12 protein-coding genes are annotated in these 14137 nt (G+C 53.7%); all 12 read right to left on the bottom strand.

Annotation, left to right across the window (positions count from 1 at the left end; translation table 11 throughout):
• Positions 1-8: 8 nt before the first annotated feature.
• From WC515_07845 to WC515_07790, 12 genes are read right to left on the bottom strand one after another with little or no spacing between them, the layout of a single operon-like run.
• Positions 9-1298, bottom strand: coding sequence for a glycosyltransferase family 39 protein (locus WC515_07845; protein ID MFA5147271.1), 1290 nt, complete (start codon positions 1296-1298; stop codon positions 9-11).
• Entirely contained in the window at positions 1295-2356 is a 1062-nt protein-coding gene (locus tag WC515_07840) for a glycosyltransferase family 4 protein (protein ID MFA5147270.1), read from the bottom strand. The genes WC515_07845 and WC515_07840 overlap by 4 nt, the downstream gene beginning before the upstream one ends.
• Positions 2357-2362: 6 nt before the next feature.
• Positions 2363-3079 carry a polyprenol monophosphomannose synthase gene (locus tag WC515_07835; protein MFA5147269.1) on the bottom strand — a complete coding sequence of 239 codons (717 nt, stop codon included), beginning with the start codon at positions 3077-3079 and terminating at the stop codon, positions 2363-2365.
• The gene (locus WC515_07830; protein MFA5147268.1) at positions 3064-4356 is read right to left on the bottom strand and encodes a glycosyltransferase 87 family protein; all 1293 of its coding nucleotides are present in this window, start codon (positions 4354-4356) and stop codon (positions 3064-3066) included. Before WC515_07830 ends, WC515_07835 begins: the two co-directional genes overlap by 16 nt.
• 10 nt (positions 4357-4366) lie before the next feature.
• Positions 4367-5857, bottom strand: coding sequence for an oligosaccharide flippase family protein (locus WC515_07825; protein ID MFA5147267.1), 1491 nt, complete (start codon positions 5855-5857; stop codon positions 4367-4369).
• Entirely contained in the window at positions 5854-7287 is a 1434-nt protein-coding gene (locus WC515_07820; protein MFA5147266.1) for a radical SAM protein, read from the bottom strand. The genes WC515_07825 and WC515_07820 overlap by 4 nt, the downstream gene beginning before the upstream one ends.
• A complete protein-coding gene (locus WC515_07815; GenBank protein ID MFA5147265.1) occupies positions 7284-9107 on the bottom strand; it encodes a CDP-glycerol glycerophosphotransferase family protein in 1824 nt (607 codons plus the stop codon). The genes WC515_07820 and WC515_07815 overlap by 4 nt, the downstream gene beginning before the upstream one ends.
• 2 nt (positions 9108-9109) lie before the next feature.
• Positions 9110-9889, bottom strand: coding sequence for a GNAT family N-acetyltransferase (locus WC515_07810; protein MFA5147264.1), 780 nt, complete (start codon positions 9887-9889; stop codon positions 9110-9112).
• Positions 9864-10868, bottom strand: a complete 1005-nt coding sequence (locus WC515_07805) for a glycosyltransferase (GenBank protein MFA5147263.1) — start codon at positions 10866-10868, stop codon at positions 9864-9866. Before WC515_07805 ends, WC515_07810 begins: the two co-directional genes overlap by 26 nt.
• Positions 10861-11940 (bottom strand): N-acetylneuraminate synthase family protein, encoded by a 1080-nt coding sequence (locus WC515_07800; GenBank protein MFA5147262.1) that lies wholly within the window; start codon positions 11938-11940, stop codon positions 10861-10863. Before WC515_07800 ends, WC515_07805 begins: the two co-directional genes overlap by 8 nt.
• Complete coding sequence (locus tag WC515_07795; GenBank protein ID MFA5147261.1) at positions 11941-12954, bottom strand: class I SAM-dependent methyltransferase; 1014 nt, start codon at positions 12952-12954, stop codon at positions 11941-11943.
• A gap of 11 nt (positions 12955-12965) precedes the next feature.
• On the bottom strand, positions 12966-14126 hold the full coding sequence (locus WC515_07790; protein MFA5147260.1) for an N-acetyl sugar amidotransferase: 1161 nt from the start codon (positions 14124-14126) through the stop codon (positions 12966-12968).
• Positions 14127-14137 lie beyond the last annotated feature (11 nt).

The raw sequence follows: 14137 nt of genomic DNA, 5'->3' as shown, positions 1-14137 counted from the left end.
ATAACCCCCTACCACAATCCGATACGGCGCATCAGCTCCCTGATGGCGTACTTCACCTGAAGGGACTGCGCGTAAAGAATGTATGTGATGATGAGATAGGCGCTTACTGCAAGGGCAGGATAGACCTTATTTGTGTACCGGCGCATGAAGAGAACCAGGCCGTAAGAGGCGAGGACTATTATGAAGCCGTCTATCGGAAATCTGTAGCGCGGCGTCCCGGGGAAGAGAAGCGTAAATGCGGCAAAATAGATTATGGAGAGAAAAAGGATCGCTGCGTCCTTGCGCCTCCTCAAGGAGAAGACGCTCCCCAAAACGGCAAAAGGAAGCACGAAGAGAAAGTGATAATTGAGCGTCTCCCCTCCCAGTATCTCCCAATCATATACGTTGAGGAAGAATAATACCCTCACAGCGAACATCTTAAGCGTAAATAGCGGCCTCTTCATATAGACATCGAATGCCGATCTGACATAAAAATCATTACGCTCGACCTCATCGACGATCGCGTCCGCCTTTGCCGCGACCGGGTCGTTCGCCGTATCGAGGTCGAAGACCTTGCCGCCGGTGAAGCTCACGGCCTGGTAAAGGTTGAGGCCTGCGTTCGTCGATACGAAGACCGGCCTGCCGAATACCCTGTAATTTCTGACTGACCACGGCAGGATCGCCGCAACAAAGGACAGGACGAGCGCAAGCGAGACGACGGCCTTTTTGGCGAAAGAGACGTCCCTCATCCTGAAGAAGAGATAAGGCACAAGCACGAACGGGATGAGGAATGCCGTGGACCTCACCAGGGTCAGGAGGCCGCATAAAAGGCCGAGGAGGCAGAACGCGGCAGGCCCCGGCCGCTTTATCCGGAGCGCCATATAGACGATCAGGACGAGGAGGAACGTAAAGAGCGTCTCGGTATAGATCATGCCTGAGCATCTGGCGAAGGGCATGTAAAACGACGTCATGACGGCCGTAACCAGGGCGGCGGTGCCATCGAATATCCTGTAGGCTATCAGGCACAGGAGGCATACGGTCAATGCGCTCAATATCACCTGGATCATCCTGACGATAAACAGATCATGGCCAAAGATCTCATATGTCGCGGCCAGGAATACGGGATATAACGGAGGTCTCAGCGCCGTCGGCGACCCGTCCGCCGAATTTATATACCCCCTGGATGATACGAGGTTGAGCGCCAGGCGCTCGTACTCCGCTTCATCGCACTCCAGCTTTGCCGTATCTCCGGACAGGAAAACGGCCCGCACGACGAATGCAAGAGCAAATACGGCGAGCAATATCATTGTCTTTTTCATGGCGTCTCCGCGCACCTTTTCAAGACGGAGTAAAATTTCCCGAAGTTGGCTTTATAGGAATATTCCGTCTCCGCCTTCTCCCGTCCCGTCAGACCCATGCGCCCGGCCCGGTCCCTGTCGGAGATGAGAAAAGATATCCTGTTGAACCAGCCGTCCTCGTCCTTAACCAAAAAACCGTTCACCCCTTCTTCGACCAGCGTCTTGGCGATGCCGCTGGCGGACGACAGGACCGGAAGCCCGCCTGCCATATACTGGACGAGTTTATAGCCCGCCTTCCCCAGCGACCATTCATCCTCGTCCATAGGCATTATGCCGGCGTCCGCCGACGCGATCTCGTCCGCCTCCGTCCCCTCGCTCCAGCGTATGAGCTTTATGCGTCTGTCCGTCATAACGTCGCCTGTCTTAAACTCATCGAGCCCGATAAGCTTTACGGTTATGCGGTCGCCGTATCTCTTCACCAATCTTATAAGGACGCTGCGTATGCCATATAAGTATTTTGATGCTTCAGGCGTGCCTATCCATACTATAACGAACGGCCCATCCTGCCCGGCCGGGGTCTTAGGTCTATATCTGGACGTCTCTACTGAAGTCGGGATGACGACCACGTTCTTGTTGTATGTCACCGCTTTCGCGGCCAGAAAATCGCTCGAAGCGATCACCGCCCTGCTCGATGCCACGGCATCCGTAAATCTATACCGCGATCCGTCGCCGGAGAGGTATATAGCGTCATCGAAATCGAACACTATCCTGCCGTTCCGCGCGCCGATCGCATTCAATACCGTTTTCGGCAACAAGACCTTCTGCAGGAAAACGATGTCATATCTTGACGCCGACACCACTGCCCGGGCCATCTGTTTGGCCATAACCGCCCTTTCGCATATGAAGGATGCGGCACTCTCCTTTTTCATCTTGAGGTTGTTCATGGTGTGGCGCTGGGATAAGAGGTTTATGATCTTATATCCGACGCCTTCCTTTTCAAGGTATGGCAGGTAGCCGTAGACCCGTACCCGCGAACTTGGATATACTCTGGTGCCTATGGTAAAGAATAAGATCCGCATATCTTCCTACTTTTTTATACCCAGCCGCATCAAGAGAAGGTAGAAGAACGCCTCCACCACTATATTCAAGCTCATTTTGGATGCGCCCTTCCGGCGTTCGGTGAAATATATGGGCACCTCGCAGAGCTTGAAACCCTTTCTCTCGAGCTCATAAAGCATCTGGACCTGAAAACCGTACCCGTTCAGGAACTTTTTGTTAAGGTCTATGGACCGCAGCGCCTCAGCCCTGTAACACTTAAATCCCGCCGTACAGTCGGAGACCTCGAGCCCCGCGATGACCCGAGCGTAGAAATTCCCGTATCTGGATATCATCTTCCGGAAGATACCCCAGTCGCTGGCGGCACCGCCGCCCTTGACGTATCTTGACCCGATCGCCGCATCGCACCGGCTGGCGGCCTCCAGGAGCCGCGGTATATCCTTAGGATCATGGGAGAGATCGGCGTCCATCTGGACTATGTACTTATAGCCGCCCTCTGCCAGGAGGTAACGGAAGGCCTCCAGATACGCGGGCCCCAGCCCCTCCTTCTCCCTCCGGTGAATAATATCGATATTGGCTATCCTCTTCTTCAGCGCCTCCACCATCTCTCCGGTGCCGTCCGGGGAATTGTCATCGACTATCAATATGTCGAGCGGCAATCGAAGGAGATTTATCTCTTCTATCAGCCGTCCGATATTCTCGCTCTCGTTATAGGTCGGGACGACTACTACTATATCGTTGGCCATATATGCCGCTCCTCGCTCTTTATCTTAATGGCCCATATCCAGGCGACGGCTCCGAAGAAAGAGAATAAGAGCGCCTTGGCCGCGATACTGTACAGCGCGTTTATGGGTACGACCTTTCCGATGATCTCCTGGAGGGCGGGAATACCGGCGAAGCGGCCGGGGTCGATAGGCGCAAAGAGCCCCATCTGCAGGTCCCTGTCCGGCAATCTCACAAAAGCCAGGAGCAATATGACGAATAGCATGAAAAGGCCGAACCGTTTATTCCCCGGGATGACGAGCGCCAGGAGCGGCGTTATGAATACAAAATACCTGAAGCTTATCGGCGTCACCGCATATGTCAGGAAACCGACCGCGAGAAAATAGAAGATGATCGACTTTGCCGGTTCCCCCCTGACCGAATCTTTAGCGGCATATATAAGGATCAGGATATACAGGCAGGCGCATATGGCCGGGAGCGCCCACCGGGCAGGGCCCGAATAGTACCGGCCAAGGATGAGGGACCCGAATATCGCATTTCCTGACGATAGCATGAATGGCACGTACGGCAATATGGCAGCTGCGGCTGCGGCTAAAGATAGCGCGCACCGCTTGCGCCATGTATCGCCCAGGAGGAACGCCGCCGGACCGATCAATAGATACGGGAATAATTTAGTCCCTCCGCCGAGACCCAGGAGCACCATGCATAGATACGGCCTCTTCCTGACGGCGGCAAGAGCCGCCGCCAGTACGAAAAATGCCGGGACTATATCGAACTGGCCTACCGCGTACGTGCTGTGCAGCACCACTATGTTCAGCATCCATAATTTATAAGACGCGAGCGCTGTATCCTTCGCCCGTGCCATGCGCAGAATGATGGCCGCCATCAAAAGGTCGAACGCGAGGTACGGGAGCTTCATGAGAAAGAGATTTTTATAGAGCCCCTTCCCCGCGAAGGCGCGCGCGTAATCTGCAGTCGTGGAATCGCCGAACATCATGGTGGCCGATATCTTCAATATCTCGATAAGCGATGACGGGTCAGAGAACAACCTGGTCATGGCCTGGGCTATTATCATTATAAAATAGAAGACGGGGCCATAATATGTTGACGGGAATGCCGGGAAACTGGTCCTGATAAGGCCGTACGGGTCCCAGGTCCCTTCGCGTATACATACCGACGGAAAGTAGTGTATGAAGACCAGGTCCTGGCCGTGCATGGCAGTGAACATCAACGCCACGCGCAATAAAAGGCCTATCGCCGTCCATTTCGCTATCTGCCGGAAAAACCTGTCAGAAGCCATGTACCTCCGGTTACGTCTTTTTCATATACGTACTTCGCAACAGCGTAATGATCCCCGTCTTCTTATTGGCAAATAAGGCCAGCGGGATGCAGCCGATCAAAAAGACGGCGGACTTTCCGAACATAGAGATAAGATCGGCGCCGATACGGCCGGAGACATCCGTCCTGAACGCCCGCACGATGAAGAGCATGGCGATGACCCACACGAGGGGCATGTACAACTCGGCTAAAAACCGGACGTGCTCCGATACCTTCTTCGTATAGTGGGTGAATGCGTAAGAGATGAGGGCGCTCGTGTATGAGAGATAGGCCAGCGATGCCCCTATAGCGACCCCGGCCAGGCCGAGGTTGAATCTGCGCACCGCTATATAGATAAAGAAGATGCTTAAAGCTACGCATGCGCCGGAGATCATCACCATCCTGAATTGCTTATCCAGGACCACCAGGAGATAGCCGGGCATATTCACCAGGGCTAGAAAGAAAGAGCCCAGCAGCAATAGATACGCCGGGAAGAGGCCCGGCGCGTAAGCGGGCAATATGTAGTGCACAAGGAGCGGCAGGATGAGGATCACGCCGCCTATCAATACCGGGAATAGATATGCGAATACTAGCGTCGGCTTGACGAAGAGGTCCTTTATCTCGAATATGTTCTGCCTCTCCCCGTACGCCTGGTAGAAACGCGGGAATATGACCGCATATACGAGGTTGGGGAGCTGCACTATATATACGTTCACCATCAGCCCTATCGTGTAAAGACCGAGCTTCTCGGTATCGAGGAGGCGCAGGATCATTATCCGGTCTATGTTGGTCAATGTCATGAATACGAACCCGGTAAGGAATATCGGGAAACCTATCTTGAGAAGACGCGCGATATCGCGCACTGCGAAGTCAAATAAGAAGCTGAAACGCTCTCCGCTGGCCGCGTAAAAATATATGAGCCCTGCTAACGCCGTGATGACGGACGCCCACAGGAGGCCGTACAATCCGAATTTCAGTATCAGGACCACTTTGAGCACCAGGTCGAGCGCGGCCACCAGCATTGTGTATTTGCTGATCACCGCGAATTCGTGTTTAGACCTGTTCAATACTACATAGAGCGAGCCGATGAGCCGCGCCACTATCAGGATAGATACGATGCGGATGCCGTTCAGGAGGAGCATGTCGGCCGACCTCACGAAGAAGGAGGCGATCAGGATGCCTGCGCTTATACTGGCGACGACCATCAGGCATACGGTGAAACCGATGTTCCTGACCCGCTCCACCTGGCCGTAGTCCTTCTTGCCGTAGAGGTACGGCAGCTCCTTATCGAGGGAATTGATTATACCAAGGTGCGAATACTGGGCATAGTCGAAGATAAGCATTATCTCGTTATAGAGCCCCATCAAGGCCGGCTGTAATATCTTGCGCACCACTATGGCCGTGATGAAGTTCATGATATTCGCGAGAAGGTTGCTCCCCGAATAGAATACGACGTCTTTGAAAAACTTTTTGGTCTTGCTCATCTCTTAACCTTTAACAGGACCTTTGAATATATCTTCTTAAGTGTAGCGATGAGGCCTGAATCTTTTATGCTGCGGCGGACGATTATATAACGTCTCTGCCAATCTTCCGTAAAGAGTTCTAATTTAACGGAAAGAGGCAGGTTCTTCCTGGCGATCGCTTCCGACCCGTTCTTTAACCTCACCAGCTCTTCGTCCGGAAAATCGGTCAGGTTGACCAGGAAAGTGGTACGCATCTCTCCCAAGTTTTCCAGATAACGGTCTTCATCGGCCGGGAGTCGTCCCATCTCTCTCGCTATCTCATATAACTTTGTGCCGGGATAAGGCGTGGCGTAGAAAAAACGGTACAGGGGAAGCCGCGTCCGTTTTATGAACCCGAGCGTCTCTTTTATGGTATCTCCGGTCTCTCCCGGCATGCCGAATATGAAAGACCCTGTGACGCGTATGCCGGCCTTCCTCGTAGCCGCGACCGCCTCTTCCGCCTGGGCCACGGTGGCCCTCTTCCCCATCCTGTCGAGCATCTCCTGGCTGCCGCTCTCAAAGCCGTAAGAGAGTTCGGCGCAGCCGGCCTTATGCATCTTCGATAAGATACGATCATTGACGAGGTTCACCCTCCCCGAAGCGCCCCATCTGAGATCCAACCCTTCCGCTACGAGAAGATCGCAGAACTCCCCTATCCGCTTCTCGTTCAACATAAAAAGATCGTCGGAAAAATCTATAAAATCCACGCGGTACCTCTCTCGCAGTTCCTTCATCTCGCCGACTATGCTCTTGGCGGACCGCGCGTAGGCCTTGGTGCCGAAAGGGCGCGAACAGAATACGCAGTCGTATGGGCACCCTCTTACCGACGATATATTTATGGACCTGAGGCCGAAGGTCGCGGCGGACTGCGTGGAGTTATTCAGATATGTCTCCATAGGGAAGAGGTCCCATGCCGGGAACGGCAACGAGTCGAGGTCTGTTATCCTCGAGCGCGGCCCTGTCTTGACTATGGCCCCATTCTCCTTAAAGAAGATCCCGTCCACCGCCTTCAGGTCCGTGCCGCGTTCTATCGCCGCGCATAGCTCCCTGAAAGTCGTCTCCCCTTCGTCTATAACGGCGATATCGACATCGCTCCTGGCGAGCAACAGCTCCGGATGGGCGGTGGCAACCATGTTGCCTGCGACTATCTTGACGCCGGGTTTCATCTGCCTGATGGTCCGCGCCAGCCACTTGACATATCTATAGGTAGAGGTGAGCCCGCCTATCCCTACGATGTCAAACTCGGACGACTTCAATGCCGCCTCTACCCGGCCTTCGGAATATCCGAACCCGTTGATATCGAGCAAGTTGACGCTATGCCCTTCGTTCCTGGCTACGCTCGCTATATAACCAAGACCGAGCGGGAGCATGAACGGCAATCTGCAGAGCGGGTTTATCAATAGTATCTTCATATGGCTTCGGAGATAAATTTTTCTATTTCGTTCATGACCCTTTCCGTCGCTTTTCCGTCGATCGCATAAGCGTAATCGCGTATAAATTGCGGGCGGTTCGCGGCAAGCCCTTCCCGCGTCTTCGCGTCACCCAGTATTCGGCTTATCGCACCCTTTAATTCTTCGGAATTTTTGGCCCCGAGCGCGACGCCGTATTTGACAAAGGGCACCAGGTCCTCACGCTTATATACGTTCAGCGCTATCACCGGCTTATCCAATATGACGGCATCCAGGGCGGAAGAGGAGAATAGGGACGTTATCACCAGGGAACTCTCCGCTATCAGTTTCAGGATATCGGCATTCTTCACCGCAGTCACGTTACCGAGGCCTCGCAGCCTGGAAGTTGTGAATCTATCAATATCCACGGGATCGAAAGGGTGCACCTTTATGACGAGTCGCTTATCGGGAAAATGGCGCATGGCCGCCGTGATCGCGTCCATGGAGACATATTCCGAATCGTAGGGGTAGAATACACCATGAAGCCATTTTATATCCTTGAAGTAGCTCGGCACATAAAGTATCGTCTCCGCGGCCCGGGGATCTTTCTGAGGACCGCCTCCGGCGCTCAATGACCCGTCGCGCATCCTCGAATACAGCGCGTCGTGGCCGGGTTTTCCCGTGACGACGCATCTTGAGGTGTCGTTCCCGTATCTCCCGTACCACTCTATACCGGAGCTGCCCCATAATGCTATCCGGTCGGAAAAGAGCCTGGTATATACATACCTCTCTGCGAGGAGCCCATGCTGGACCACGAACGTCCGCGCCCCGGAAAGTCCGGCGGCAGAGACGATCGTCTTCTCAGGCATCCTCACCGCCTCCCGCAGCACGACAACGCGGGGTTTCAGCGCTTTATAGAACTTTTCGAGGAAGACCATATTATCGCTGATGGCCGCGAAATCGTTCAATACCAGTTCCTCTATAGGCCTTTCGACCACATCCCATATGGAAAATCCTTTATAGATAAAACTGTCCCGGAATTTCCTGTCATCCTTCGCCGAACGCCAGTAGATACGCAACCGGCGGCCCTTGATCTTCGCGATCATGCCGTCTTCCAGGACCGGGGCGAATAGCACCCTCTCCTTCACGATAAGCTGCCACCTTACACGCAGACCCTTCTCCATAAGATAACGGAATAGACGGTGCCTCTTCCCGAGGCCTTTTAGCTCAGGCGAAAGGCGCGCGTCAATAAGGATATCCCCTTTGATCGGCCGGCGCAGTGACTTATTCCTTATGAATATATCGACCATCTCCGAAAGCAGGTCTGCAACGAACCGTTTAGTATCGCCGCATAAGTCCCTCTTCTTCCGCACCTCAACGAATTCAGCGGGGATCCGGAGGTTCTTCTCTATAAAAGAGACGAGGCCCGAGAAGATATCCCTCTCGCCCGCCAATATTATCTTATCCGGCCGGAACCTTTCTGCCATATTCAGGACTATCTGGAGATTTTTTATGGAGGGCGTGAATAAACGCTGGGCCCTCTCCTCCCCTATAACGCCGAACGAGATGCCTTTATGAACGGTGAGCCCCTCCCTCTCAGGTAACGAGGCATGCCACGTCTTCGCCATGCCGTAAACATATTCATCCATAAGATCGTAATCGCCCTGGGATAAGAGGTCGTCGAAGTAAACGATCTCGAGGCCCAGGCGCTCGGAGAGCGCGCTATTATCGAAGTTCGAGGAGACGAGGAGAGGTTTCGAAGCCAGACGGCGGCAGGTCTTCTCTATGACAGGCACCGCGTCGGACAGGTCTTCAAAGTAATCGAGGAATATTATTGTCCGCATCTTTATCGTCCGCTCCACCTGTGCAGGACCGTCTTCGTGCCGCGCACTTTCGTAAAACCGTTCTTCATATAGAAATTGAGCGCTCCGACATTGTTCGCCTGCGTGCCCACGGTAACGGTGCCGCCCTGGCCGGCGCACCATTTAAGGGAGCGCCTGATGAGGGCCCTTCCTGCGCCTTTGGCCCTGAACTTCTTCTTGATAGCAACGAAGAAGAGGTTATTGACGTACTCCCCTTCTTGAGCGGATCGGTTGACGAGTATGATGCCCGCGGTCTCGTGTCGGGCCTTTGCGATGAAGACGTGGCTTGCCCTGCCCGGCCGGAAATTTTTGATATACTCCGTCCATACGCCGTCGCTCTTAGCGCGCGTTATATTTTCGTCCATGTGGAAACGGGTCAGCCTGAACTCCTTTCCTAAGAGGTACGCATCGCGAGGCATCACGGAGGCCTTCTCTATCGAAAGGCCGCCGGGTATCCGGCCCGTCAGGCCGTCTTCCGGGCGCCGGACATATTCCAGCGTTACTTCGGTGTTCATATATCTGAAACCTGCGTCGGATAAGAGATCTATGACATGTCGCGGCGCGTCATCCGGTATCTTGGCTGTGACGAAAGAAGGTCCCTTGAGCGAACGGAGAGATCGGGCGAGGAAACGGCCGGAATCAGGTCTCAGGACAAGGCCGCGCGCATCCAGCGTAAAAGAGTTGACGCCGAAGAAGCGCGTATCCCAGTCCAGGAATTTAAACCTGAGCCGATTCCCTTTATCTGTTATCGTTAAGTCCTTCATCTATTATACCCGGTATCTTCCCGGTCAGTATCCTTTCCCTGAAAGGTGTAAAACGATATCCGGAGACCGCCCTCTTCAGTTTCGGAACGGAGATACGCCTGAAACCGAGATATATGGCAGATCCGGTTTTCTCGAAGAATAAGCTGCGCTTTACCTGGTGCCCGTAAGTCGCTATGACCGCGGCCGGCACTTTCAGGGCAACCGCTTCGAAGATGCTCAAGCCCCCGGCGATTATGGCGAGGTCGCTCCTCCCGTATTCCGCAGGCATATTCCCGATATTCCGACGTATGCGGTATTTAAAGAAACCGGAATGGCTGAGGTAAGACGATAGATCCCTTTCGCCTTTATATCCGGCGCCCAGTATTATATTCAGTTCGAGCCCGGCATCCATCTTCTCGAGCGCCTTAACCGTTTTTAACGTAAAATCAAATTCGTCGAACCCCCCTAAGAATATCAGCACCTTCTTCGCCCTCTTTGTCTTCCCCGGCCGTCTCATTGCGCTATTTGCCTTCCCGGCTACGCTTCTCCTCAGGAACGCATATTCAGGGCCGAGTAGAAAACGGGTCCCCGGATATTCCCGCCGGTCGTATAATTTTTCAGCGTACGTATCCCAGTTTATCACCAGGTCGAACCCGCGCGGCACCTTACCATAAAAGTCGACGCACGCCCTGTATGGCGCCGCAATATCCTTATAGGAGGCGGTATCCGCTGCCGTTATCTCTATCAGGACGGCATCTATCTTCTCGGCATCTATCATACGATTCATGCGGTCTATCTCTTTGCCTATCGATACTGTGCGCGGTATATACAGGACGTCCCGGACGCCGTTCTTACTCAAGATGGCCCTGGCCTCTTTCGTATCCTTAGTCACAAAATACCGCTTCCAACCGGTCAGGTATTCCGAAAAAGAGAGTAGAGAGAACAGGTCTCCGGTCCCGCTCTTCGCATCCGCATCGGCCCGCATCAATATCTTATGCATCGAAGATACTCTCCCACTTTATCTCTTCCTCTTCGGCGATATCCCTTGCCGCGCGGATCTTGTATCTTTTGAAGAGGGAGAGGTATCTGGGTTCCAGGCCGCGGCCCTTCTTGCCGGGCCTTAGTATACTGAGGTCCCTAAAGAGTATCCTTTCGCCTTTTTTGATGCATTTACGCGCGAATAGACCGGGATAGCAGAAATCCCTCAGGTATCGCTCATGCGCGAATGTCACCTTGGCGGATGAACCGTACATTTTGCGGTCGAAGACCATATTGCCCTTTGCCCGGTCCTTCTCCGCATCACGGACGGCGCACACCATCTCTTTCAGCTGGCGCGGCTCGAGCGCAAAAAAGTGATCGGGCCCCTTCATGTGCCTGTCGAGGGTGATGTGCTTCTCTATTATATCGGCACCAAGGTAGACCGCCTGGACCGGCGCGGAGGAAGTTTCAGCCGTATGGTCGGAATACCCTATCCTGTTATAAGGGAACGCATACCGTAACGTCACGATCACCCCGAGGTTACATTCACCCGGTTCGGTAGGATATTTTATGGAACAGTGCAGGATCGAGAGCTTATTATGGTACGCATTGACCGTCCTCACCGCCTCTTCGACCTCCCCGAGAGACGCCCCGCCGGTGGACATTATCATGGGCAGGCCGAGACGCGCGCAATGGTCTAACAACGGAAGGTTGGTAACGCTATAGGAGGGGATCTTTATCATCTTCACCCCGAGGCGGACCAGTTCGTCCGCCCCCCTGGCATCAGACACGGAAGAGAGGAAATCTATCCCCTTCCTCCGGCTGTATCTCATAATGTCGGCGATCCAGCGCCGGGGTAGCTCAAATGACTTAACGGCGCTGTATATATCGTAACTATAACCTTTCGATCCGTCGCGCCAGTTCAATCTACCCGCGGAGCGCGGATATAGACCCCTGGCGGTGAAGAACTGGAACTTCACCGCATTACACCCGGCGTCGGAGGCCGAATCGATCAACCCGTAACAGTTATCGAGGGAGTTATTGTGGTTTATCCCCGCCTCGGCGATTATATATACCCTCTTTTTACTCTTCATCTATTTCAACCGTCCCACCATATTAAGGTTTCTGGCCATATGATTCTTATAGATCAGCTCCGGCGTAAGGAAATCGAGCCCATCCGGACCTTCCCCGAAATACGGGTCCCTGAAGCTCATGTAATTTTTTATGACGCCGAGCTCCGTTATGATCGTCTCGTACTCCAGCATCTCGAAACCCGTCTTATCCAGAAGCATGGAGAGGGTCTTTATGCTGAAGAACTGTATGTGCGAATGGCCGCCGAAGACGCCCGCCTTCTCATGCATCACCCTGTTCACCAGGGCATCTATACAGGGGACGGATATGTAGATGAGGCCTGACGGCTTGAGCAGTTTCTTCGCCTCCTCAACGATCCGGACAGGGTCATGCATATGCTCGAGGGCGTTCAGGAGAAAGATGCAATCGAACCGCTCTTTGATGCCGGCCTTCAGGGGAAAGAACTCTTTCGTGTACGCTATCCCCTTCTTATCCAGGAGGCCGTGGCATTTCGTATTAGGTTCCACGCCGAAGGCGTAATAACCGCGCCTCGCCGCCTCGGTAAGTAATGTGCCGGGGCCGCACCCGACGTCGCATACCGATATCCGGCCTTTCCCCTTCATATAGAGCTCCGCTATGTCGAGGCTGTACGCGGCCTCGAGTGTCTGCATCCTGACCTGTTCGGCGCTCTCCAGGACCGCCTCCCAGGAATCTTCCATCGTCCACAGCTTGGAGTATTCTTCCCCGTTCAATATGGGGTTGACGTAGACAAGCCCGCAGGACCTGCAGCTCACGTGAGGGAAACCGCTCTTCACGAATATTGTTTCGGACTCTGTCATGCCGCATAAGGGGCACGGCCGCCGTTCGGCAAATTTGTCTGCTATCATGCCCGTCTTCGGGTCTATCCACCGGTCGTCGCTGGCCTTGCGGTGGTCCAGGTGCTTATCGCGGCCCGTCAGGAGGTTGAACTTCTTCGTCCCGTATACGACGCTGGCGTCAAAGCCGTTCCTCCGCTTAACCCTCTCCTTAAAATCCATCTGAGCTCCTTCTATTCCAGGGGATACCGGAGTTTCCACTGGCCGTTCTCTTTTGTCCATATCTCGGGATTCCTGTGCCTGTCCGTTATATCGTTGAATTCCTCTTCTGTGAGCATGAGGTACTCGAGCATCTCCTTGAGATACCTTGCCGGGAACTCGTGGTCGTATTTACGGGCAAGCTCCAGGCCCTCGCTCCTCGACAGCTGTTTATTCTGTATCATGCGGCTGGCATCCCGGACCGCCCTGCCGAATCCGAACTTTATGTACTGCATGTAATAGTAGAGGTTGTCCGATTTATCGTCGAGAGAGTCGAAGTCGGTGAAGGTCCCTTCGGTCCTGCCCTCGGCGCACGTCCTGAAGTTGAACTTATCCTTTATGTAGAGATAGTTCCTGTAGCTGCTCCATTTAAAGAAGTAGGCAAAATAGAGCGCCTTCACGCCGACCTTTTTCATAGAGCCGACATCGGGATATATATACGGTGCCAGGTCGTTCAGCGTTATCTCTTCGTCTATCCAGTTCCTCGGATCATCGCCTATCTGATGTTCTATGACCTCCGTAAAATCCCTCATCTTATTGGAATCTTCTTTCAGTAGCTTTCCCCCATATTCGCTCTCTCCGTGTTCTGCGTAGAATATGAGAGGGATCCCGAACTTCACCGCCGCGATGACCGGGATGGTGTTCACGCCTGCATCCCACGGCACCTTGTGATTACCCCTCTCCACAAAGAACCTCTTCGCCAATCTTCTGTGGACCTTCTGATTCGGCCGGAAGAATATATGGTCCATGCCCGCCTGGATGAGGGCTTCGCGGTTGGCGCTCCCCACCTCATTGGGCACCTGCGGAGAGAAGGTCACCAGGAGCGGGTTCATATGGAATTCAAATTTCAGGCGGTAGGCGATCGAGCTGGAGTCCTTGCCCCCGCTCCACGGGACTACGCAGTCCCATGAGCCGTCCTTCGACCTGTAACGGTCCAGGAGCCCTTCAAATTCCTTTCTCCGCGCATCCCAGTCGACATCTTCCCATTTCGTATCTGCGTTCCTGCATGCATTACATACACCCTCTTTGTCAAATATTATCCTGGGGCGCGTATTGGGCATAAGGCATCTTTTGCAATAGGCCACCCGCCTCGCGCCTCTTTCACCTTCTGCACCTTTATATAAGCCCTCTTTCATATATCCTCCCC

This window comes from Candidatus Omnitrophota bacterium (assembly GCA_041650805.1).
Classification (GTDB): domain Bacteria; phylum Omnitrophota; class Gorgyraeia; order 2-01-FULL-45-10; family 2-01-FULL-45-10; genus JBAZKM01.
This window is presented reverse-complemented; position numbering and strand designations above follow the sequence as displayed.